Origin of the sequence: Tistrella mobilis KA081020-065 (assembly GCF_000264455.2) — a bacterium.
Taxonomy (GTDB): domain Bacteria; phylum Pseudomonadota; class Alphaproteobacteria; order Tistrellales; family Tistrellaceae; genus Tistrella; species Tistrella mobilis.
Genome location: NC_017959.1, coordinates 56,105 through 77,500 on the forward strand (window position 1 = coordinate 56,105; position 21,396 = coordinate 77,500).

General features: G+C 68.5%; 20 protein-coding genes (1 of these 20 running past the window's edge). 11 read left to right on the forward strand and 9 right to left on the reverse strand.

The features are described from left to right. Window position 1 precedes the first annotated feature (1 nt). The 4 genes from TMO_RS28765 to TMO_RS28780 all read right to left on the reverse strand — a co-directional run bounded on the left by TMO_RS28765 (window position 2) and on the right by TMO_RS28780 (window position 4,756). Window positions 2-2,524 carry a TonB-dependent siderophore receptor gene (locus TMO_RS28765; RefSeq protein WP_014748594.1) on the reverse strand — a complete coding sequence of 841 codons (2,523 nt, stop codon included), beginning with the start codon at window positions 2,522-2,524 and terminating at the stop codon, window positions 2-4. A 108-nt stretch (window positions 2,525-2,632) separates the two neighbouring features. Then, complete coding sequence (locus TMO_RS28770) at window positions 2,633-3,619, reverse strand: FecR family protein (protein WP_014748595.1); 987 nt, start codon at window positions 3,617-3,619, stop codon at window positions 2,633-2,635. Window positions 3,620-3,710: 91 nt separating this feature from the next. Beyond that, a complete protein-coding gene (locus TMO_RS28775) occupies window positions 3,711-4,226 on the reverse strand; it encodes an RNA polymerase sigma factor (protein ID WP_014748596.1) in 516 nt (171 codons plus the stop codon). A gap of 191 nt (window positions 4,227-4,417) precedes the next feature. Continuing rightward, entirely contained in the window at window positions 4,418-4,756 is a 339-nt protein-coding gene (locus tag TMO_RS28780) for a DUF962 domain-containing protein (RefSeq protein WP_014748597.1), read from the reverse strand. A gap of 373 nt (window positions 4,757-5,129) precedes the next feature. Here TMO_RS28780 and TMO_RS30130 point away from each other — a divergent pair, with 373 nt between their 5' ends. Beyond that, window positions 5,130-6,479 carry an acyl-CoA thioesterase gene (locus TMO_RS30130; RefSeq protein ID WP_014748598.1) on the forward strand — a complete coding sequence of 450 codons (1,350 nt, stop codon included), beginning with the start codon at window positions 5,130-5,132 and terminating at the stop codon, window positions 6,477-6,479. Window positions 6,480-6,545: 66 nt separating this feature from the next. Here the strand turns inward: TMO_RS30130 and TMO_RS28790 are convergent, their stop codons facing one another. After that, the gene (locus tag TMO_RS28790) at window positions 6,546-7,736 is read right to left on the reverse strand and encodes an Mrp/NBP35 family ATP-binding protein (RefSeq protein WP_041608263.1); all 1,191 of its coding nucleotides are present in this window, start codon (window positions 7,734-7,736) and stop codon (window positions 6,546-6,548) included. A 335-nt stretch (window positions 7,737-8,071) separates the two neighbouring features. On the opposite strand from TMO_RS28790, the gene hflK reads away from it, so the two are divergent. The 3 genes from hflK to TMO_RS28805 all read left to right on the forward strand — a co-directional run bounded on the left by hflK (window position 8,072) and on the right by TMO_RS28805 (window position 10,672). Beyond that, window positions 8,072-9,262, forward strand: a complete 1,191-nt coding sequence (gene hflK / locus TMO_RS28795) for an FtsH protease activity modulator HflK (protein WP_041608265.1) — start codon at window positions 8,072-8,074, stop codon at window positions 9,260-9,262. Window positions 9,263-9,280: 18 nt separating this feature from the next. Further along, complete coding sequence (gene hflC, locus TMO_RS28800) at window positions 9,281-10,183, forward strand: protease modulator HflC (RefSeq protein ID WP_014748601.1); 903 nt, start codon at window positions 9,281-9,283, stop codon at window positions 10,181-10,183. Window positions 10,184-10,390: 207 nt separating this feature from the next. Next, window positions 10,391-10,672, forward strand: a complete 282-nt coding sequence (locus TMO_RS28805) for a hypothetical protein (RefSeq protein WP_014748602.1) — start codon at window positions 10,391-10,393, stop codon at window positions 10,670-10,672. Between the two features lie 32 nt (window positions 10,673-10,704). Here TMO_RS28805 and TMO_RS28810 read toward each other — a convergent pair whose 3' ends face one another. Continuing rightward, the gene (locus tag TMO_RS28810; protein ID WP_014748603.1) at window positions 10,705-11,715 is read right to left on the reverse strand and encodes an aldo/keto reductase; all 1,011 of its coding nucleotides are present in this window, start codon (window positions 11,713-11,715) and stop codon (window positions 10,705-10,707) included. A 170-nt stretch (window positions 11,716-11,885) separates the two neighbouring features. Here TMO_RS28810 and TMO_RS28815 point away from each other — a divergent pair, with 170 nt between their 5' ends. Together TMO_RS28815 and TMO_RS28820 are read left to right on the forward strand one after the other, a co-directional pair. Beyond that, the gene (locus tag TMO_RS28815) at window positions 11,886-12,071 is read left to right on the forward strand and encodes a DUF2065 domain-containing protein (protein WP_014748604.1); all 186 of its coding nucleotides are present in this window, start codon (window positions 11,886-11,888) and stop codon (window positions 12,069-12,071) included. A gap of 91 nt (window positions 12,072-12,162) precedes the next feature. Further along, window positions 12,163-13,635 (forward strand): DegQ family serine endoprotease, encoded by a 1,473-nt coding sequence (locus TMO_RS28820; protein ID WP_014748605.1) that lies wholly within the window; start codon window positions 12,163-12,165, stop codon window positions 13,633-13,635. Window positions 13,636-13,720: 85 nt separating this feature from the next. Here the strand turns inward: TMO_RS28820 and serB are convergent, their stop codons facing one another. After that, window positions 13,721-14,647 (reverse strand): phosphoserine phosphatase SerB, encoded by a 927-nt coding sequence (serB, locus tag TMO_RS28825; RefSeq protein ID WP_041608268.1) that lies wholly within the window; start codon window positions 14,645-14,647, stop codon window positions 13,721-13,723. Window positions 14,648-14,709: 62 nt separating this feature from the next. Here serB and miaA point away from each other — a divergent pair, with 62 nt between their 5' ends. From miaA to TMO_RS28850, 5 genes are all read left to right on the forward strand, one after another. Then, window positions 14,710-15,678, forward strand: a complete 969-nt coding sequence (miaA, locus tag TMO_RS28830) for a tRNA (adenosine(37)-N6)-dimethylallyltransferase MiaA (RefSeq protein ID WP_014748607.1) — start codon at window positions 14,710-14,712, stop codon at window positions 15,676-15,678. 238 nt (window positions 15,679-15,916) lie between these two features. Beyond that, complete coding sequence (locus TMO_RS28835; protein ID WP_014748608.1) at window positions 15,917-17,668, forward strand: acetolactate synthase 3 large subunit; 1,752 nt, start codon at window positions 15,917-15,919, stop codon at window positions 17,666-17,668. A gap of 109 nt (window positions 17,669-17,777) precedes the next feature. Beyond that, window positions 17,778-18,314, forward strand: coding sequence for an acetolactate synthase small subunit (ilvN, locus tag TMO_RS28840; RefSeq protein WP_014748609.1), 537 nt, complete (start codon window positions 17,778-17,780; stop codon window positions 18,312-18,314). A 172-nt stretch (window positions 18,315-18,486) separates the two neighbouring features. After that, window positions 18,487-19,503: a ketol-acid reductoisomerase gene (gene ilvC, locus TMO_RS28845; RefSeq protein WP_041608293.1), complete on the forward strand. Its 1,017-nt coding sequence runs from the start codon at window positions 18,487-18,489 to the stop codon at window positions 19,501-19,503. A gap of 130 nt (window positions 19,504-19,633) precedes the next feature. Next, window positions 19,634-20,659 (forward strand): YihY/virulence factor BrkB family protein, encoded by a 1,026-nt coding sequence (locus TMO_RS28850; protein ID WP_145978543.1) that lies wholly within the window; start codon window positions 19,634-19,636, stop codon window positions 20,657-20,659. Between the two features lie 26 nt (window positions 20,660-20,685). Here the strand turns inward: TMO_RS28850 and TMO_RS28855 are convergent, their stop codons facing one another. Further along, window positions 20,686-21,282, reverse strand: coding sequence for a DUF924 family protein (locus tag TMO_RS28855; RefSeq protein WP_014748612.1), 597 nt, complete (start codon window positions 21,280-21,282; stop codon window positions 20,686-20,688). Between the two features lie 101 nt (window positions 21,283-21,383). After that, window positions 21,384-21,396: the 3' end of a hypothetical protein gene (locus tag TMO_RS28860; RefSeq protein WP_014748613.1), read on the reverse strand. The gene runs 413 nt beyond the window's last position; the window shows 13 of its 426 coding nt (coding positions 414-426); its start codon lies off the right edge, out of view; it ends in the stop codon at window positions 21,384-21,386.

Sequence of the window (21,396 nt, forward strand, 5' to 3'; positions counted from 1 at the left end):
TTCACCACCGGTAGGTGAGGTTGCCCTTGATCGTCCGCCGCTTTCCGGCGAGCACCGAGTTCGAATAGAAACCGGGGGTGTAGTATTCCTCGTCGGTCAGATTGGTGCCGCTCACGCCCAGCGACAGACCGGCAAGGCCGGGATGGACCTGCGACAGGTCATAGCTCGCCGAGGCATCGAACAGTGTGTAGCCGTCGATGTTGGCCTGAGTGCCCGTCCCCGTGTCCATCGCAGTCAGGGAACTGCCGACATAGCGCAGCCCCGCGCCGATGCGCAGCCCGGCGAGTGTGGCGGTCTGGAAGTCGTGGTTCACCCAGAGACCAGCGGTGTGATAGGGCACCGCCTGGGTGCGGGTGCCGACCTTGCTGATGCCCGATGCGTTCGGATTGTCCTTGGTGACTTCGGAATCGGTATAGGCATAGCTGGCGACCAGGCTCCAGCCATCGCCAAGGTCACCCTTGGCTTCAAGTTCAAGGCCGCGGGAGCGGACTTCGCCTTCCTGGGTCGACAGGGTCGGCCGCTGCGCGTCAGGCGTGACGACATTCTGCTGGGTCAGCTGGAACACCGATGCGCTGAACATCAGCCCGGTGCCGGGCGGCTGGTAGCGCAGGCCTGCCTCGTACTGTTCACCCGTGGTCGGATCGAAGGGCCGGCCGTCGGAATAGGAACCGGAGACAGGTTCGAACGACGTGGAATAGGACAGATAGGGGGCGAAGCCGTTATCGAACAGATAGCCAAGCCCGACGCGGCCGGAGAACGCGTTCTGCCGCCGCTTGGTGACCGTGTCGTCGTACCCGTAGGCAGCATAGAGCGTATTCGAATAGTAATCGTACTCTGAGATGTCGGCCCAGTCCTGGCGGCCGCTCAGCGTGACGATCCACTTGTCCCAGCGGATCTGATCCTGCGCATAGACACCGATCTGGCTGATCAGTGATTTATCATCAGACCACGGCAAGCCATAGACGGGGTCGAAATCATAGTTGGGGTTCAGGATGTCGATATGGGCGTTGTTGGTCGAATTCGTCCGGGTCTCGCGGATGCGTGAATAGCCGTAGTTCACGCCGAAGGTCAGATCATGGGCAAGCGGGCCGGTTTCGACGACGCCGTTGACATTGGCGTCGGCAACCAGAGTGTCCGAGGTCCGCGGCCGATTCTGCACACCGACATTCACATAGTGGCCGTCGACCACCGCGATCGGCCACTCCCAATTGAAGGCGCTGACATAGTCAAGCTCCGCATGGGTGTAGCGAAGGTTGTTGCGGAAAGTCCAGGTGTCGTCGATCTCCTGCTCGAAGACATAGCCGATCGTGCTCGATTCGACGTTCCAGTCCGTGAGCCCTGGAATGCCCATATAGAAGTCGCTCGGGATCTTGATGCCGTTCGAATAGACGCTGTTGTCGAGCGGCAGGCTCTGTTCCGATCCGCCCTGGGTCCAGTTCTGGTATTGGGCGAGCAAAGTGAGCCGGGTACCTTCGCGGCTGTCGAGGGTGAGGGCGGGGGCGATATAGACCGAATCATCCTTGGAGTGATCGATCTGGGTGTCGGCATCGCGCTTGAGCGCAGTCAGCCGGTAGAGGATATGGCGATCCTCGTCCAGCGGTCCGCCCAGATCGATCGCGACCTGCTTGCGGTCGAAGCTGCCGTATTCGAGCCGGATTTCGCCGAACGGATCCTCGGTCGGGCGCTTGGTGGTCATCGAGACCAGGCCGCCGGGGGCTGCATCGCCATAGAGCACCGACGAGGGGCCGCGCAGCACGGCGACGCTTTCCAGCCCATAGGGCTCGACGAAGGAATCATAGGGGTTGTAGCCGTTGCGCAGACCGTCGCGATAGAAGTCGCGCTGGCTCTGGGCCCGGAAGCCGCGCAGATACATGAGCGGCATGCCCTGGCCGCCGGGATAGTCGATGGCGCGGATGCCGGGGGCATAGGCGATGGCATCGTTCAGGTCGGTGACGCCGCGATCGTCCATCTCCTGGCGGGTCACGATGCTGAGCGATTGCGGCACCTCGATCACCGGTGTGTCGGTCTTGGTCGCGACCGAGCCGTTGCGGGCGACATAGCCGGTGGTGGCGGTGGCCGGATCATTGCGACCACCCCGCCGCCCCGCCTCCACCATCAGCGGGTCGAGCACCGTTTCGCCGGCAGCGGCGCCGGCTTCGGCGAAGAGGGCTGCGGAGCCGGGGGCGCTGATCCGCACCGAAATTCCGCTGCCCGAAACCAGGCGGCGCAGAGCCTCTTCGGCCGTCATGCGGCCCGAGACCGCCGTCGAGTTCTTGCCCGCCACCAGGGCCGAGGAATAGCTGATCTGCCAGCCCGAGGCGCCGATGAAGGCGTCGATCGCGGCTGCGAGCGGCTGGGCGGGGATGGAGAATGCCCGGGTCTCGGCCGCCGTGGCCGGTGCGGTCTGCTGCGCGCCGGCGCCGGCCGGCACCAGAACCGCGCAGCCGAGCATGCTGGTGGTCAGCAGCAGCCGGGTGAGACCGGCGACCCCGCGCCGTCGTGATGCCGCCATCCGGAATGCCATGCCCAACCCTTTCTTCGTCTCTGGTCAGCGGCCCGGCGTTTCGTGTTGCGGGCCTTCTGACCGGTTGGACGCGGCAGGGATCGGGATCCGGCAAAAAAAATGAAGATTTCACTCCAGGATGATGATGCCGCCGGGCAGTGCGCGCAGCGAGAGACCGGCGGCATCGGCAAGACCGGCAAAGCCGGCGGTGACATCGTCGAGCCGGTAGCTGCCCGAAACGGCGAGATTTGCGGCCGCGCGGTCGGCCAGGATCACATAGCCCGGGTGATAGCGGGCGAGGCTGTCGACCACCTCGCTGAGCGGCCGGTCGTGGAAGACCAGCCGGCCCTCGCGCCAGGCCAGGGCGCGGCGGGTGTCGACCGGGCGGACGGGATCGATGCCCGCCGCCGAGGCCACGACCCGCTGGTCCGGCGCCATCACCACCGGCGTGCCCAGCCCGTCGCGTCGGGCGACCTCTACACGGCCGCGTTCCAGAATGATTTCGTCCCGGTCGTCACGCGCCTCGACCGCAAAGGCGGTACCGAGCACGGTGACGGTGGTGAAGCGGCCGGTCACCCTGAACGGATGATCCGGGTCGTGGCGGACATCGAACCAGGCTTCGCCCTTGAGCAGGGTGACCAGGCGCCGGCCGCCGTCGAAATCCACCGTCACGGCAGAGGCGGTGTCGAGCATCATGGTCGAGCCGTCGGGCAGGGTGATGGTGGCGCGCTCCCCCGTCGCCGTGCGGTGATCGGCCTCCAGCCTTATCATCAGCGCCGGCCCCTGCCAGAGGGCGAGGGCGGCGAAGCCGGCGGCCATGGCAAGGCCGGCCATCCGGCGCAGTATCGGTCGGCGGCGTGGTGCGGCGGCCGTCGCTGCGGCCGGCAGCTCCTGCACGGCGGTTGCAAAACTCTCGGCGCCCCATGCGGCCGTGACCCGCCGGAACTCGGCCGCGTGGCGCGGATCCCGGGCCTGCCAGCGGGCGAATTCCGCCCGCGTCGCGGCATCGGCGGTGCCGTCGCGCAGGGTCAGGAACCAGTCGAGCGCCTGATCGGCCGCCGGGTCGTCATGGGGTTCCGGACCGGTCGTGTCCGGGGAAGGGGGGTCTCGTCTCACGCGGGGGTTCCAGTCTGCCGTCTTTCGCCGTCCCTTTTGATGAGACGTTCGAGCGGCCCAATTCTGGAAAAAAGATCGCCATCGGTCAGCTTCATTTTCGCTCCAGCCGCGCGAGCGCATCGCGGCAATGGCCGAGGGCGAGTTTCAGGTCGTTGAAGACGGTGCGTTCCGAGATGTCGAGATGGCGGGCGATGCGGGCATTGCTCCAGCCTTCGATCCGCGCCAGCACCACCACCTTCTGTGTGCGCTCGGGCAGGCGGGAGAGGGCGGCGCGGACATGATCCAGCTCTTCCCGTGCCGCCAAGCGGTCATCGGCCGCGGGCTGATCGGCGGCGATGTCGCGGATGTCGTGGTCCGGCGTCTCGGGCCGTTCCACCGCGGCCCGGGTCTGCCGCCGGCGCAGATGATCCAGCGCCAGATTGCGGGCGGTGCGGTGCAGATAGGCTTCCATCTGCTCGATCGTGCCGCTCCGGTCGGCATGGGCGGCGCGGATATAGGTCTCCTGGGCGAGGTCTTCGGCGACCTGCGGGTCCCAGACGATGCGCCGCACCCGCCGGATCAGGGTCTGCCGGCTGTGCAGGAAGATCTCGGTGAGGGTGGTCGTCATCCGCGGTGGCTTACCCGTGCGCGCATCCTCGGGGCCGCAATGGCGGCCCGGCGGGGTGGAGAACGGGCGACACCGCCCGGCCGGGCCAGCATAGCCGGGCGCGGACGGGCTGTCATAGCTCAATTGCGAAGGCGTCGCATTCGCATATGGAGCTTTGGCGATCGGGTGTGGTCAAGCGGTGACAGCCGTGCTCAGACGGTGATGCCCGCACCTCGGAGTTCCGGGCGAAGCCGCCCGGCCAGCCACAGCCCGTACATCCGCCAGTCGCTGACGAGCGACCAGAGTGGATAGCTGAAGGTGGCGGGGCGGTTCTTCTCGATGAAGAAATGCCCGATCCAGGCAAAGCCGTAGCCCGAGACGAGTGCGCCGGCCAGCCACCACCAGGATCCGGTGACGACAAGCGCCAGAAGGCAGAGCAGGGCCGCCGTGCTGCCGGCGTAATGCAGCGCCCGGCAGCGCGGATCGGCATGCTCTCGCAGGTAATAGGGCCAGAACTCGGCGTAGCGCTGCGGCCGATCGGTGGGGGGCATGGGCTGCGGAACCTCCCTCTCGCGGCGCGTCGGGCGGCTTCTTGACGAGGCCCTGACGCGCGGGTCGTGGGGCTCATTCTACCATGGGGCGCCGGGGTTGCCGAGGGGGGCGGGTAGCGGCGATGCTGCAACCCTGCGCGAAAGGCTGGAACCCGCCTGCCGTGGCGTGCCATCCTGTGCGCCGCGTGATCCGTTGCCCGGGGTGTGGGGCGGCAGGGTCCGGCAGGTTTTGCACATGTCGCGCCATTTTGCGAACCGAGCGGGCGGGCCCTCTGGCCCGCTCCCGAGGGATCATAACGTGCGCCCGGCGGAAGGTCCGCGCTCCCCGGCGGGCCGTCCAGGACCGGCAGGCACGACCGGAGGACGTCCAGGAATGCAGATGAACGATCAGGCGGATGAGGAGATGATCGCCGGCGCGGATATCGGCTTCGAAGCGATCGAAGGCGGCCGCGGTGTGGTGATGGCGGCCGAGACCGATGCCCGCGGCCGGATGAGTGCTGCGGCGATCGCCGACCGCTTCGCCGACGGCGTGGTGGTGGCGCTGTCGGCGGCGGGCTTCGGCCGCCATGCGATGGCGGAGCAGGGGCTGTCGCTCAAGGTGCTGGCCTCGGCCGTCGAGGTGGAGCGGGCCCCGGCGATCGGCGAGGCCTGGCGGGTCGGGCTGACCCCGGTGCCGGTCGAAGAGGGCATCGGCTTCGCGGCCGAGCTGTCCGATCCGCTGATGGGCGATGTCTTCGCCCGCGGCATCGTCGAGGTGGTGCCCGAGGATGCGAGCGGCGTGCATGCCGCCTTCCCCGACGACATCGCCGACCGGCTGGCCGAGGCGGCGATCGAAAGCGCCGGCCCGGCCGATGCGCTGCCGGCCGGCGCCGGCGTGGTCGGCAACCGCCATTGCGACATCATGGGCCATATGAACGTGCAGTTCTACGGCGCCGCCTTCGATCAGGCGTGCCGGCTGCTGGGTGTCGGGCTCGGCCTGGCCGAGGGGGTGGTGCTGAAGCCGGTGCGCTCGGTCATCCGCTTCAAGGCCGAACAGCGCCTGGGCGATGCCTTCCAGGTGACTTCGCGCCCGACCATGGTGGCGCCCGATGCCATCGCGGTGACCCACGAGCTGCACAATCTGGAGACCGGCACGCTCTCGGCCTCGGTCGATTATGTGCTCCAGCCGATCCTGGCCGAGGACGCCTCGCTCCGCCCCTTCGACGATGCGACGATCGAGACCGCCTCGATGCTGGGCGCCGAGATCGTGGGCGGCATCGATATCGGCCCCGGGCCTTCCGAAGGCCAGGGCATCAGTTTCGAGACCTATCGCGGCTCGGTCGACCCCTGGCATTGCGACGAGCACGGGCTGGTGGGCGAGCAGTCGCTGATCGACCGGGTTTCGTGCGCGGCCGGCCAGCTGCTCGACAAGGTGGGGTTGAGCGGCGAGCGGATCCGCCGCGACCGGATCGGCACGGCGGCGGTGGAATACCGCATCCGCTATGAGGGCCCGGCCCGCAACGGCGACGCGCTGACCCTGCGCAGCCAGATCGCCGGTGTGCGCGACAAGGTGCTGGTGCTCCGTCACCGGCTGAGCCGCCCGGGCGAAGAGGCGACCCCGCTGCTCGAAATCGACGTCATCGCGGTGATGCTGGATCTGGAGCGCCGCCGCGCGACCCGGGTGCCCGACGATGTGGCGGCGCAGGCGCGCGAACTGCTGATCGAGGATGACGCCGCCGTCTGAGGCCACGACCTCGCCGATGCGACACCGGCCCCGGCAGCGCTGCCGGGGCCGGCTCCGTTTGCGGCATCAGTCTTCGATGATGATCCGCGGCGGCTCTCGCCGCACCCGGCCCAGGCTTTCGACCACGCCGGCGGCGATGGCGTGATAGGGGGCGGCGGCCTCGCTCTCGGGGGCGACGGCGACCACCGGCCGGCCTTCGTCGGACATGATCCGGACGTCGAGATCCAGCGGCACGGCGCCGAGGAAAGGCAGGCCCAGCTTCAGCGCCTCGTCGCGCGCGCCGCCATGGCCGAAGATGTCGGACCGTCCGCCGCAATGCGGGCAGGTGAACCAGCTCATATTCTCGACCAGGCCCAGGATCGGCACCTCGACCTTGCGGAACATGGCGAGGCCCTTGCGTGCATCCAGCAGGGCGATGTCCTGGGGCGTGGAGACGATGACGGCACCCGCCAGCGGCACGCGCTGAGCGATGGAGAGCTGAACGTCGCCGGTGCCGGGCGGCATGTCGAGCACCAGCACGTCGAGCGGCGCCCAGTCTGTCTCACGCAGGAACTGGTCGAGCGCACCCTGAACCATGGGGCCGCGCCAGATCAGCGGCGTGTCTTCCTCGACCATCAGCCCGATCGACATGGCCTTCAGGCCCCAGCCGATCTTGGGCGTGATCCGCTTGCCGTCGGGGCTGTCGGGCCGCCCCTGAAGCCCCAGCATGCGCGGGATCGAGGGGCCATAGACATCGGCGTCCAGAATGCCGGTCTTCAGACCCCGGGCCTGGAGCGCCAGCGCCAGATTGACGGCCAGCGTCGACTTGCCGACGCCGCCCTTGCCCGAGGCGACCGCGATGATCGCGGTCACCCCCGGCACCACCGGCGCCGAGGGGCGCTGGCCGGCGGCGGGCCCGGTGGGGGATCCGGCGGCGGCGGACCCGGCGGGCGCGTGGCTGTGGCCATGGCTGTGACCGTGACCGGCGCCGCCGCGCGGCGCCTGGCCCGGGCCGCGCCCGGGCGTGCGTTCGGCGGTGAGCACCGCGGCGGCGCGGGTGACGCCGGCGACGCCTGCCGCGGCCTGTTCGATCTCGCGGCGGAGCGGTTCGGTGGCGGCGGCACGGTCGGGCGTGGTCTCGACCATGATGCGTGCGATGCCGGCCTCGTCGACGGTCAGACCCGAGATCCGGCCCGAGGCGACCACGTCGCGGCCGCGCTCCGGATCCCGTATCCCGGCGAGCCTCGACAGAATCTGGTCCCTGACGGTCCGTGACATGGTTGAAAACTCCGAGTTCATTGCGATATAGCCCGGGGATCGGGCAGTTGGACGGCCGGCGGTTCGGAGATCCGCCGGGTCGCGGCGGCCGACGGGAAACCGGCGGCACCGGCGATATAAGCGCAACTCCGTGTCCGGCGCCATATGTGGTGCCGGCAGGTCGCGCCGGAAACGGTGCGGGTGGCGCAAAGTCGACCGTCTTCCCATTTACTTCCGGACATGCGGCAGTGGTATCGCATGGCCGGGCACGCCGGCGGCGGCGCGCGACCGATGGTCGCAGGCCCGTCCGTCGCGCGACGGGTTCGACCACGACAAGAAGCGGAGATCAGTCAAGCATGCCGTGGAACACGCCGGGCGGTGGACAGGGTGGCGGGCCTCAGGGCCCCTGGGGGCGGGGCCCCAACGGACCGCAGCCACCGGACCTGGATGAGCTGCTGCGCAGAAGCCAGGAGAAAATGCGCCGGGTGCTGCCCGGCGGTGGTGGCGGCAGCGGCGGCGGCCGGCTGATCGCGCTGGTTGCGGCCGTGGGGGTCGCGATCTGGCTCGGCACCGGTTTCTATCGCGTGCAGCCGGACGAGCAGGGCGTGGAGCTGGTTTTCGGCCGGTGGGTGAACACCACCACGCCGGGCCTGCACTACAACTGGCCGGCGCCGATCGGCGAGGTCTACAAGCCTGCCGTCACCCGCGTGAACCGGGTGGAGATCGGCTATCGCTCCGGCACCGATTTCGGCCGCGCCGCGGGCGTGCGCGAGGTCAATGCCGAGAGCCTGATGCTCACCGGCGACGAGAACATCATCGATATCGACGTGACGGTGTTCTGGCGGATCAAGGACGCCGGCGCCTATCTGTTCGAGATCCAGCGCCCCGACACTACCATCAAGTCGGTGGCCGAAAGCGCGATGCGCGAGGTGGTCGGCCAGACGCCGCTGCAGTTCGTGCTGACCGAGGGCCGCGCCCGGATCGAGCAGCAGACCCGCGAGCTGATCCAGGCGACGCTCGACACCTACAAGTCGGGCGTGGAGGTCACCCAGGTCCAGCTGCAGAAGGTCGACCCGCCGCAGCAGGTCATCGATGCTTTCCGCGACGTTCAGGCGGCCCGTGCCGACCAGGAGCGTCTGCAGAACGAGGCCGAGGCCTATCGCAACAGCATCCTGCCCCGCGCCCGCGGCGAGGCCGAGCGCCTGATCCAGGAAGCCCAGGCCTATCGCGAACAGGTCGTGGCCGATGCCCAGGGTTCCGCTGAGCGTTTCACCTCGATCCTGACCGCCTACAACGAAGCCAAGGACATCACCGCCCGGCGTCTCTATCTGGAGACGATGGAAGACGTGATGGCCGGGATGAGCAAGGTCGTGATCGAGCCGGGCGTTACCGGGGGGCAGGGCGGCGGCCAGTCGGTCGTGCCCTATCTGCCGCTCGACCGCCTGATCCGCGAGCCCGCCCCGCGCACCGGTGACGGTGCCGACATGTCGTCGTCGTCCGGTGCCGCCTCGGCGGCGCAGGGCAACGCCACCACCACGCCGCGCTGACCGGGAGGAGGCTGAACCATGAGGAAGGGTCTTCTCACCGTCGGTGCGATCGTCGTCGCCGCCGCCGCCGTCGTCGGCATCTCGTCGACCTATGTCGTCCATCAGACCGAACAGGCGCTGGTGCTGCAGTTCGGTGAGCCGCGCAAGGTGGTTCAGGAGCCGGGGCTGCACTTCAAGCTGCCCTTCGTCCAGAACGTGGTCTATTACGACAACCGCGTGCTGGATTTCGACGCCGACGTTCAGGAGGTGATCGCCTCCGACCAGAAGCGTCTGGTGGTGGACAGCTTCGCCCGCTTCCGCATCACCGATCCGCTGCGCTTCTATCAGGCGGTCGGATCGGAAGCCGTGGTCCGGGCCCGGCTGGACAGCATCGTGAACGCCAGCCTGCGTAACGTGCTGGGCTCGGTGCCGCTCGGCACCGTGCTGACCAGCCAGCGCGCCCAGCTGATGAGCCAGACGGCCAGCATCGTGAACAACGAGGCCAAAAGCTTCGGCATCGAGGTTCTGGACGTGCGCATGCGCCGCGTGGATCTGCCCGAGGCCAACAGCCAGGCGATCTTCAACCGCATGCGGACGGAACGCGAGCGCGAGGCGACGGAACTCCGCGCCCAGGGCGCCGAGCTTGCCCAGCGCATCCGTTCGCGCGCCGATCGCGAGCGCACGGTGCTGCTGGCGGAAGCCCGCCGCGAATCGCAGATCGCCCGCGGTGAAGGCGATGCCCAGGCCAGCCGGATCTTCGCCGAAAGCTTCGGCAAGGATGCGCAGTTCTTCGACTTCTACCGCAGCCTTCAGGCCTATCGCACGGCGCTCGGCAATTCCGACACCACCATGGTGCTGACGCCGGACGGCGACTTCTTCCGCTATTTCGGTGCCGACGGCCAACTTCGCCTGCCAGGCCAGACGCCCGCCGCCGGCAACTGACCCGGCGCCTACCGCACGCGAAGACGATCCGACGGCCGCCCCGGGTAACCGGGGCGGCCGTTGGTCGTTGAGCATGAGGTCGAGGGGCCGTCAGCCGGTCTGGTGCGGGGCTTGCGCGCGCCCGATCTGCGCGCCACCTTTATCTCTTAAGACAGAAGGCGGATGAGGGCAGAAGGCGGATGAGGGCAGAAGGCGGATGAGGTCAGGATGAGCCGTGTTGCCATCAAGGTGTTGACGACCGTGACCGCTCCCTACGGAGGGGCGCTGTCCGCGCATGATCTGGCCGGCCGGATCGCCGATCCCGGCAGTGCCGAGCGCTGTGATCCGCTGGTTTTCGCCTTCTTCTCCGAAGTCAGCCCCAGGCTGCAGCAGGCTTTCATCGACGAGATGCATGTCGATCCGACGGCCGCGCGGCAGGTTGCTTCGCGGTTTTCCGAACTGGCGGGGTATAGCCTGCCCTTTGCCGACGAGAGCCGTTTCGCAGCCTGATCAGACGGACAGTGACATCACCGGCCGGACCGTCACACCACCGGGTTGGGCATCTCGCGATGCACCGCCTCGATCGCCTGGAGCAGGTCGGGGCTGAGGTCGATATCGGCGGCGGCGAGGATCGGGGCCAGCTGGTCGGGGCGGGAGACGCCGGGCAGGGCGGAGGCGATGCCCGGCCGGCCGAGGGTCCAGGCGACGGCCATGGTCGCCGGATGCAGGCCGTGCTCGCGGGCGAGGGCGACATAACGATCGGCGGCAGCGATGGCGCGGGCATGGCCGTAGCGGGCCTGGAAGCGCGGCGGGAAGGCGTTCAGCCGGGCCTCGGGGCCGGCACCGCCGGTGGCGCCGTATTTGCCGGTCAGCACGCCCATGGCGATGGGCGAGAAGGCGAGCATGCCGATGCCCTCGTTCACGCAGACTTCCGACATGCCGTCGTCATAGACCCGCTTCAGCAGGTGATAGACGTTCTGCAGCGACACGATTCGGGCGGTGCCGAGCGCTTCGGCCCGGGCCGCCAGACGGGTGAGGCCCCAGGGCGTCTCGTTGCTGACGCCCAGATAGCGGACCTTGCCGGCCCGCACCAGCCGGTCGAGCGCTTCGAGCTGATCGTCCATCGGCGTCACGCGGTCGGGCCAATGGGTCTGGTAGAGATCGATCACGTCGGTGCCGAGCCGTTTCAGGCTTTCCTCCACCGCGCGTTCGATATGGAAGCGGTCGAGCGCACAGAGCCCGCCGCGGATATGGCCGACGATGCCGCGGCCCGGCCCGTCGCCCGGGCCCGACACCTTGGTCGCCACGATCACCCGGTCGCGCGGCACCGTCTTCAGGAAGGCACCGAGGATGCGTTCGCTGGCACCCTGGGTCTCGGGCGTCTGGGGCACGGCATACATTTCGGCGGTGTCGAACAGGGTCACGCCGGCCTCGAAGGCCTCGGCCATGATCCGCACCGATGTCCGCTCGTCGAGCTGCGAGCCGAAGGTCATGGTGCCGAGCGAGATTTCCGAAACCAGAAGACCGCTCCGGCCGAGGCGCCGATATCGCATGAAATGCTCCGTCACGGATGGGCATGGACCGCGCCCGTTGCCGGGCGGGCGCAAGCTTGCTACAGGTGATAGGGACTGTCCACCATGCCTCCGCCGACCGGTTCCGCCGACGACGCTGCCGCATCCGTGGTCCACTCCGCCCCGCAGACCACCGTCTCGAGGAGCCCGGCATGAACGACCTGCTGACCGCCATCGGCCTCGTGCTGGTGTTCGAGGGTGCCGTCTACGCATTGTTTCCGCGCGGAATGAAGCGGATGATCGTGGCGGTGCTGGCCGAACCGGAGGATCGCCTCCGGGTGGGCGGCGCGGTGATCGCGGCCATCGGCGTCGGCCTTGTATGGTGGCTGCGCGGATAGCGCCTGCGTGCATCCGCGCTTGATCCACCCCGGCCCCCCGCCTACATCGGATCTTCGTAGCCTGCCGGCAACGTATCAGGGAGACAATCACGTGCCAGCTTCCCTTCCGCACCGGATCTTCTCGGGTCTGGCGGCGCTTACCATCGCCACCTGCGTGGCGCTCGGTGCCGGTCCGGCGGATGCGCGCCCGGCGCCCGAAAGCTTCGCCGATCTGGTAGAGAAGCTGACCCCGGCGGTGGTCAACATCTCGACCACCCAGAATGTCGAGGTGCAGGGCCCGCAGATCCCGATCCCCCAGTTTCCCCCGGGATCGCCCTTCGAAGACCTGTTCCGCGACTTCTTCGGCGACCGCAGCGGCCCGGGTGGTGGCACGCGCAAGGTGACGGCGCTGGGCTCCGGCTTCGTGATAGATGCGGGCGGCCTGGTCGTGACCAACAATCACGTCATCAAGGATGCCGACGAGATTTCGGTGATCCTGACCGACAATACCGAGCTGCCGGCGGAAGTGGTCGGTACCGACCCCAAGACCGATCTGGCCGTGCTCCGGGTGAAGTCGCCGAAGCCGCTGCCGGCCGTCGCCTGGGGCGACAGCGCGAAGTCGCGGGTGGGCGACTGGGTGATCGCGGTCGGCAACCCGTTCGGCCTGGGCGGCTCTGTCACCGCCGGCATCATCTCGGCCAGGGCCCGCGACATCAATGTCGGCCCCTTCGACGACTTCCTGCAGACCGATGCCGCCATCAACCGCGGCAATTCCGGTGGCCCGATGTTCAACATGGCCGGTGAGGTCATCGGCATCAACACCGCGATCTTCTCGCCCACCGGCGGCTCGGTCGGCATCGGCTTCGCCGTGCCGTCGGAACTGGCCCGTCCGGTGATCGAGCAGCTGGTCGAATACGGCCGCACCCGCCGCGGCTGGCTGGGCGTGCAGATCCAGCCGGTCACGCCCGACATCGCCGAAAGCCTGTCGCTGGACAAGGCCCATGGCGCGCTGGTCGCCCGCGTGATGCCCGACAGCCCCGCCGCCAAGGCCGGGATCGAGGTCGGCGACGTGGTGCTGCGCTTCGACGGCAAGGACGTGACCGAGATGCGCGAACTGCCCCGCATCGTGGCCGAGACCGAGATCAACCGCTCGGTGCCGGTCGAGGTGTGGCGCAATGGCCGCAAGATCGAGGTGAAGGTCACCGTGGGCGAGCTGGACGAGAGCGACCTCGCCCAGGCGACCGAAGAGCCCGGCCAGGAGCAGGCGCCCCAGGGCACCGGCACCAAGGTGGCGGCGCTTGGCCTGACCGTCGCCCAGGCGGATGGCGCGGTGCGCGACCGCTTCGGCCTGGGGGCCGATGTCGAGGGCGTGGTGATCACCGAGATCGACGCCAACGGGCCGGCCGACGACAAGCCGATCCGCGTCGGCGACGTGATCGTCGATATCGGCCAGCGCAAGGTGGAGAAGGTTGCCGACATCGAGGCGGCGATCAAGGAAGCCCGCGATGCCGGTCGCAAGTCGGTGCTGCTGCTGGTCCGTACCGGCGACGACAGCCGCTTCGTCGCGATCCGCCTGAAGGATTGACGACGGCGGGCCCTGCGGCCTGAAACGAACCAAGCCCCGCCCGGATCGATCCGGGCGGGGCTTTGCTTTAGAACGCCGGCGGTGCTCAGTCCGCGACCAGGAACTCGTCGCGGGCATAGCCCTGCAGGTAGAGCAGGGCGGTCAGGTCGCCGTGATTGATCCGCACCGGTGCGGCCGCGGCCACCCGCGGCTTGGCGTGATAGGCGACGCCGAGGCCCGCCTGCACGATCATCGGCAGGTCGTTGGCACCGTCGCCGACCGCCAGCGCGCCGCCGAGCCCGCCGGCCCAGAGCCCGGCATAGTGATCCAGCGCCTCGACCTTGGCATCGGCGCCCAGGATCGGCGGGATCACCCGGCCGGTCAGCCGCCCGTCCTCGATTTCAAGGACATTGGCGCGATGGTCGTCGAAGCCGCAAAGCGCTGCCACCCGGGCGGTGAAATAGGTGAACCCGCCCGAGACCAGCACCGCGCGGGCGCCCTGGCTGCGCATGGTGGCGACCAGGGTGCGGGCGCCGGGCATCAGCCGCACCCGCTCGCCAAAGGCGCGCGCCAGTACGCCGTCGGCGAGCCCGGCGAGGGTTGCAACCCGGGCGGTCAGCGCTTCGGCGAAATCCAGCTCGCCGCGCATCGCCCGCTCGGTGACTGCCGAGACCTCGGCCTTCACCCCGGCGAAATCGGCCAGCTCGTCGATGCATTCGCAGGTGATCATGGTGCTGTCCATGTCGGACACCAGCAGCCGGCGGCGGCGCGTGGGCCCGTCCGGCTGTGCCGCGGCATCCACCGGCAGCCCGGCGCCGGCAAGGGCGGCCTCTGCGGCATCGCCCACGGCGGCGGCCTCTCCCTCGGCCGCAATGTCGACGGCCACGCCGTCATGCAGCGCCGTGACCGTGCCCGTGGCATGGCCCGCGGCTTCGACCGCGCGACGCACCAGATCGATGGTGCCCTGGTCGAGCACGGTTTCGCCGCTGCCGGCCTTGACGGGATCGCCGATCAGCGTCAACACGGTTCCCATGGGATCGTCCCTTCATCCAAACACCGGGCGCATTAAAAGCGCCGGACCGCGCGGGAGCAAGCATGCAGCGGAGCAATCCGGCACCGGCCGGCGCCGGCCCCCTGATCGTGGTGATGGGCCCCACCGCCTCGGGCAAGTCGCAGCTGGCGCTCGACCTCGCCCGGGCACGCGACGGCGTGGTGATCAATGCCGATGCGATGCAGGTCTATGCCGATCTGCGGATCGTGACCGCGCGGCCCTCCGAGGTCGACGAGGCCGCCGCCCCCCACCGGCTCTATGGCGTGCGGCCGGCCGAGGCGGTGTGGTCGGCCGCCGACTGGGCGGCGGCCGCGCGGGCCGAGATTGCAGCTGCGCATGAGGCGGGACGTCTGCCGCTGATCACCGGCGGGACCGGCCTTTACATCCGTGCGCTTGTGGAGGGGCTGTCGGATCTGCCCGCGATCCCGCAGGATCTGCGCGACGAGGTCCGCGCGCTGGGCCTGGCCGGCGGCGTGCCGGCGCTGAAGGCGGCGCTGGCACCGCTCGACCCCGAGGCGGCGCAGCGGCTGGCGGACCCGCAGCGCCTGGCCCGGGCGCTGGAGGTGGTGCGTGCCACCGGCCGCAGCCTGGCGGACTGGCAGCGCGCTCATCCGCCCGCGGGCGGCCATGCGGGCCCGGTCTTCACCATCGCGCTGATGCCGGATGCCGGAACCCGCGACCGGGCGATCGCCGGCCGCTTCGTGAAGATGCTGGAGATGGGGGCGGCCGATGAAGTCGCAGCCTTCCTGGCGCGCGGGCTGGATCCGCAGGCCGTGCCGCTGATGAAGGCGGTGGGCGTGCCCGAGATCGGCGCCTGGCTGGCGGGGGAGATTTCGCGGGACGAGATGCTGGAGCGGGGCCGCGTCGCCACCCGCCAATACGCCAAGCGTCAGATGACCTGGATACGAAATCAGGCGCACATCAACCTGGGCGCGCATGAGCAATATTCGGAATGTTTGGCATCAAGAATCTTTTTGGAAATTGATCTCTTCCTGTTGACCCTGGGTCATTGAGCCGCTAGGTTCCACAGGCTCGGATCAGAGACCGGTCGAGATCCGCCTGCCCGTATGCCATGGGCAGGGCGGGACCGGGCCCCGCATCGAGGTGAGGGGCGGAACCCGCCGACGGAGATGTCCGCCGGCGGTTCTTTTTCGGCGAAGGCCGGCGGATGTCCCGCCGGTGATCCGGGCGAGGGCGGGCCCTGCGCTGCGCATGCCCCCCGAACCAGATGTTACGCGGAGCGACCGAACGATGCAGTTCACCGGTGCGGAAATTCTGATCAAAGCCCTGGCCGACCAGGGTGTGGAGGTCATTTTCGGCTATCCCGGTGGCGCGGTACTTCCGATCTATGACGCGCTCTACAAGCAGAACAGCGTGCGTCATTACCTGGTCCGCCACGAACAGGCGGCGGTCCATGCGGCGGAGGGGTATGCGCGCTCGACCGGCAAGGTCGGCGTGGTACTCGTGACCTCGGGCCCGGGGGCGACCAATGCGGTCACCGGCCTGACGGATGCGCTGATGGACAGCATTCCGATCGTCTGCCTGACCGGCCAGGTGCCGACCCATATGATCGGCAACGATGCCTTCCAGGAGGCGGATACCGTCGGCATCACCCGGCCCTGCACCAAGCACAATTATCTGATCCGCGACGTCAACGTGCTGGCGGCGAAGGTCCACGAGGCCTTCCATGTCGCGCGCTCGGGCCGCCCCGGCCCGGTCGTGATCGACCTGCCCAAGGACGTGCTGAACACGCTGGCCGCCTATACCGCCCCCGATGCCCTGCCGGCGCCGACCTACCGGCCCCAGGTCACGCCCGAACAGGCGGCGATCGAACGCGCGGTCGATCTGATGCTGAAGGCCGACCGCCCGGTGTTCTATGTCGGCGGCGGCGTGATCAATGCCGGCACCGAGGCCTGCGACAACCTGGTCCGCCTGGTGCGTGCCACCGGCTTTCCCATCACCATGACCCTGATGGGCCTCGGCGCCTATCCGGCCAGCGACCGGCAGTCGCTGGGCATGCTGGGCATGCACGGCACGCTGGAAGCCAATCTGGCGATGCATGGCAGCGATCTGATGATCAATCTGGGCGCCCGGTTCGACGACCGGGTGACCGGCCGGCTCGACGGCTTCTCGCCCGACAGCATCAAGATCCATGCCGATATCGACCCGTCTTCGATCAACAAGAACGTGGCGGTCGACCTGCCGATCGTGGGCGATGCCGGCAACACCATCCGGGCGCTGCTGGAGGTGTGGGAGCGCCGCAAGGCCGAGCATGATCCCGCGCGCATCGGCGACTGGTGGGAGAAGATCTCGGGCTGGCGGGCGCAGAACTCGCTGGGCTTCCAGAACAGCGCCCAGATCATCAAGCCGCAATACGCGATCCGCCGGCTGTGGGAGATGACCCGCGACCGCAACCCCTACATCACCACCGAGGTCGGCCAGCACCAGATGTGGGCGGCCCAGCATTTCGGCTTCGACCAGCCGAACCACTGGATGACCTCGGGCGGGCTCGGCACCATGGGCTATGGCCTGCCGGCGGCGATGGGCGTGCAGGTGGCGCATCCCGATGCGCTGGTGATCGACATCGCCGGCGAAGCCTCGACGATGATGAACATCCAGGAGCTGTCGAGCCTGATCCAGCATCGGTTGCCGGTGAAGGTGTTCATCCTGAACAACGAATGGATGGGCATGGTCCGCCAGTGGCAGGAGCTGTTCCATGGCGGCCGCTATTCCGAAAGCTATTCGGCGGCGCTGCCCGATTTCGTGAAGCTGGCCGAGGCCTTCGGTGCCAAGGGGCTGCGCGCCCATTCGCCCGACGATCTCGACGATGTGATCCGCGAGATGCTGGCCCATGACGGGCCGGTGGTGGTCGATGTCCGCGTCGACAAGGGCGAGAACGTCTATCCGATGATCCCGGCCGGTGCCGCGCATCACGAGATCATCCTGGGCCCCGGCCAGGAGCTGGACGCCTGCAAGAGCGAGGACGGCATGGTACTGGTCTGAGCTGCGGGCGGCACCGCAGCGGCCACGCCAGTTCCCGGCAGGCTTCGAACAGGCCTGCCGCCTTCTTCCGTCCGGGTTAAGACCGGCTCCAGGCGCGAGACAGCTTCCCATGGTCATCAAGAACGAACCCATCACCCAGCACACGATCTCGGTGCTGGTCGACAACGAAAGCGGCGTGCTCGCCCGCGTCATCGGCCTGTTCTCGGGCCGCGGCTACAACATCGACAGCCTGACGGTGGCCGAGGTGAACGAGGCGCGCACCCGCTCGCGCATTACCATCGTCACCTCGGGCACGCCGATGATCATCGAGCAGATCAAGGCGCAGCTCACCCGGCTGGTGCCGGTGCATGCGGTGACCGACCTGACCCAGAGCGGGCCTTTCGTCGGCCGCGAGCTGGCGCTGGTCAAGGTCGCTTGCACGGGGGATCGCCGGGTCGAGTCGCTGCGCATCGCCGATATCTTCCGCGCCCGGGTGGTCGACAGCACCCATGAAAGCTTCATCTTCGAGATGACCGGTTCGACCGAGAAGATCGAGGCCTTCATCAACCTGATGCGGCCGCTGGGGCTGGCGGATGTGGCGCGCACCGGCATCGCGGCCCTGTCGCGCGGGGCGGCCCCGCTCGCCTCCGAGCGCGGGCGCGTCTGATCCGACCGGCTTTCGGGCCTTGGGGAGACCCCGGGTCCACCATTCGACACCTTAGGTCCATATGGCGTCGTGCGTGGTCGAAATTGATCGCGAGGCGTGCGACGACAAGGTCAAGGGCGGCGGGATGCAGAACAGGCCGCCCATTGACATCATCAGAGGAAGCAACCGAACCATGCGCGTCTACTACGATCGCGATGCCGACCTGAACCTGATCAAGACCAAGACGGTTGCGATCATCGGCTATGGCAGCCAGGGCCATGCCCATGCGGCAAACCTCCGCGACAGCGGCATCAACGTGATCGTGGGCCTGCGTGCGGGCTCCGCGACCCGTGCCAAGGCCGAGGGCGCCGGCTTCGCCGTCCACACCCCCGACGAGGCCGCGAAGCTGGCCGACGTGGTGATGGTGCTCACCCCGGACGAGCTGCATGCCGAGCTCTACGAGCAGGATCTGCGCGACAATCTGAAGGAGGGCGCCGCCCTTGTCGTCGCCCATGGTCTGTCGATCCATTTCGGTCTGATCCAGCCGCGCGCCGATATCGACGTGTTCATGATCGCGCCGAAGGGCCCCGGCCACACGGTGCGCAGCGAATACCTGAAGGGCGGCGGCGTGCCGAGCCTGGTGGCCGTGGCGCAGGACGTGTCGGGCAATGCGCTCGAGACCGCGCTCTCCTATGCCTGCGGCCTGGGTGCCGGCCGCGCCGGCATCATCGAGACCACCTTCAAGGAAGAGTGCGAGACCGACCTGTTCGGTGAGCAGGCCGTGCTCTGCGGCGGCGTGACCCACCTGATCACCGCCGGCTTCGAGACCCTGGTCGAGGCGGGCTATGCCCCCGAGATGGCCTATTTCGAGTGCCTGCACGAGATGAAGCTGATCGTCGACCTCATGTATGAGGGCGGCATCGCCAACATGCGCTACTCGATCTCGAACACCGCCGAATACGGCGACTACGTGTCGGGTCCGCGGGTCATCACCCCGGCCGTGAAGGCCGAGATGAAGAAGATCCTGGAAGACATCCAGGGCGGCCGCTTCACCCGCGACTGGGTGCTGGAGAACGCCGCCCGTCAGTCGAGCTTCAAGGCCATGCGTCGCCGCAATGCCGAGCACCAGATCGAAGAGATCGGTGAGAAGCTGCGCGCCATGATGCCCTGGATCGCGGCTAACCGCCTGGTCGACAAGACCAAGAACTGATCTGATCCTTCCGGACCGGATGCAGACGGGCGGCATGCCACAAGGGCATGCCGCCCGTCTGCCGTTTCCGGCCCCGGAACCTGCGGCCGCTCTACCGGTTATGAGACGGGTGCAGGAACGGAGGCAGAGAATGACGGCAGAGGACGGCCGGACCGGCACGCTGCGCGGCCAGGCCGAAAGCGGGCTCGATCCGGATGGCGCACCGGCCGAGCACGAGGCCCGGGGCCGCCACGCCCGGGGGCCGGACGAGATGCCGATGCGGGGCTGGAAGGATGTCCTCTGGCGCACCGTCCGGCAGGTGATCGAGGATCGGGTGGAGGCCGTGGCGGCGGGCGTCGCCTTCTATACCCTGCTCGCCATCTTCCCGGGCATCACCGCGCTGATCTCGATCTATGGCCTGTTCGCTGATCCGGCGGCGGTGGTGGAGCATATGACCCTGCTGGGCGATGTGCTGCCCGCCGGCCCCGTGCAGCTGATGTCCGAGCAGATGCTGCGGGTCTCCCGCCAGCCCCAGGGGCAGCTGGGCTTCGGGGCGCTGTTCAGCCTCGCCATTGCCCTCTGGAGCGCCAATCAGGGCATGAAGGCGATGTTCGATGCGCTCGACGTCGCCTATGGCGAGCGGCAGTCGCGCTCTTTCGTGGTCTTCACCGCCGTCACGCTGGGGTTCACCCTTGCGGCCATCCTGTCGACGGCGCTGGTGCTGGCGGCCCTTGCCCTGTTGCCGGTGGCGCTGGATGTGCTGCCGCTCGGCACCTCGGCCGAACAGCTGCTCGATATCGGCCGCTGGCCCCTGCTGGTGCTGATCGTGGTGCTGGGCACCAGCGTGCTCTATCGCTATGCCCCGAGCCGCAGAACCGCCCACTGGCGTTGGGTCACCCCCGGCGGCTGTCTGGCGGCCGTGGTCTGGCTGATCGCCTCCATGGCCTTCTCCTGGTATGTGGCCAACCTTGCCGGCTATGACCGCATGTATGGACCATTGGGGGCGGTGGTGGTGTTCATGACCTGGATCTGGATCTCGGTCATGATCGTGCTGGTCGGCGCCGAACTGAATGCCGAACTGGAACACCAGACCGCCTGCGACTCGACCGAAGGCCAGCCCAAGCCTATGGGGCACCGCGGGGCCTATGTCGCCGATACCCTGGGCAAGCTGCCCTGAGACCCGCCCCAGGGTGCGGGCGGCCATCAGAAGCCCGCCCCGGGCTCTTCCAGATAGACCTGCTCCTCCGGCGTCGAGACCCGGCCCAGCACCTCGTTGCGATGGGGATAGCGGCCGAAGCGTTCCAGCACCGCCAGATGACGCCGTTCCCAGTCGAGCGCATCGGCATCGCCCAGTGCCGTGAACAGGGCCATCGCCTGAACATGCACGCTCAGGCTCTCGGAATGCTCGAAGGGCAGATAGAGGAACTTGCGCTCGGTGACGGTGAGCTTCAGATCGTGGCCGCCGGCAACCGCTTCCTGGGCCAGGGCCAGCGCCATGCCGTCGGCGGCGAAGGCGTCCGGCGTGCCGCGGTGGATGTGGCGCGAGAACTGGTCGAGCACCAGGATTTCCGCCAGCCGGCCGCGGGGCGTGCTGCGCCAGGGGGCGCAACAACCGCGGCGGGCGGCGGCCAGAACCCGGCCGAAGCGATCGCCGATCACCTCGTCCAGGCGCTCGCCGGCGCCGAACCAGTCGCTGGGGCCGAGTTCGCCGAACCAGTAGTCCAGCACGCGGTCGAGTGTGGCGCCGTCGGCGATCACGGCTTCTTCGGCGCGCAGCGCCGTGGCGAGGTCGGTGAGCATGGGGGCGGGCTCCGGAGGGGGAGGGGAATGTCATCCATCGTCTCGCGAAACCCGCCCGGGCTCAACCGTCGACACTTGGCCGGCGTCGACAACCGACCGGATCAATGGGTGAGG

Bases quoted from the DNA above. Each gene is read 5' to 3' on its own strand.
- TMO_RS28775 (WP_014748596.1), bottom strand. From the start codon at position 4,226: ATGACGACCACCCTCACCGAGATCTTCCTGCACAGCCGGCAGACCCTG.
- TMO_RS28855 (WP_014748612.1), bottom strand. From the start codon at position 21,282: ATGCTCACCGACCTCGCCACGGCGCTGCGCGCCGAAGAAGCCGTGATC.
- serB (WP_041608268.1), bottom strand. From the start codon at position 14,647: ATGGGAACCGTGTTGACGCTGATCGGCGATCCCGTCAAGGCCGGCAGC.
- hflC (WP_014748601.1), top strand. From the start codon at position 9,281: ATGAGGAAGGGTCTTCTCACCGTCGGTGCGATCGTCGTCGCCGCCGCC.
- TMO_RS28850 (WP_145978543.1), top strand. From the start codon at position 19,634: ATGACGGCAGAGGACGGCCGGACCGGCACGCTGCGCGGCCAGGCCGAA.
- TMO_RS28810 (WP_014748603.1), bottom strand. From the start codon at position 11,715: ATGCGATATCGGCGCCTCGGCCGGAGCGGTCTTCTGGTTTCGGAAATC.
- TMO_RS28815 (WP_014748604.1), top strand. From the start codon at position 11,886: ATGAACGACCTGCTGACCGCCATCGGCCTCGTGCTGGTGTTCGAGGGT.
- TMO_RS28790 (WP_041608263.1), bottom strand. From the start codon at position 7,736: ATGTCACGGACCGTCAGGGACCAGATTCTGTCGAGGCTCGCCGGGATA.
- TMO_RS28765 (WP_014748594.1), bottom strand. From the start codon at position 2,524: ATGGCATTCCGGATGGCGGCATCACGACGGCGCGGGGTCGCCGGTCTC.
- ilvN (WP_014748609.1), top strand. From the start codon at position 17,778: ATGGTCATCAAGAACGAACCCATCACCCAGCACACGATCTCGGTGCTG.
- hflK (WP_041608265.1), top strand. From the start codon at position 8,072: ATGCCGTGGAACACGCCGGGCGGTGGACAGGGTGGCGGGCCTCAGGGC.
- TMO_RS28805 (WP_014748602.1), top strand. From the start codon at position 10,391: ATGAGCCGTGTTGCCATCAAGGTGTTGACGACCGTGACCGCTCCCTAC.
- ilvC (WP_041608293.1), top strand. From the start codon at position 18,487: ATGCGCGTCTACTACGATCGCGATGCCGACCTGAACCTGATCAAGACC.
- TMO_RS28835 (WP_014748608.1), top strand. From the start codon at position 15,917: ATGCAGTTCACCGGTGCGGAAATTCTGATCAAAGCCCTGGCCGACCAG.
- miaA (WP_014748607.1), top strand. From the start codon at position 14,710: ATGCAGCGGAGCAATCCGGCACCGGCCGGCGCCGGCCCCCTGATCGTG.
- TMO_RS30130 (WP_014748598.1), top strand. From the start codon at position 5,130: ATGCAGATGAACGATCAGGCGGATGAGGAGATGATCGCCGGCGCGGAT.
- TMO_RS28780 (WP_014748597.1), bottom strand. From the start codon at position 4,756: ATGCCCCCCACCGATCGGCCGCAGCGCTACGCCGAGTTCTGGCCCTAT.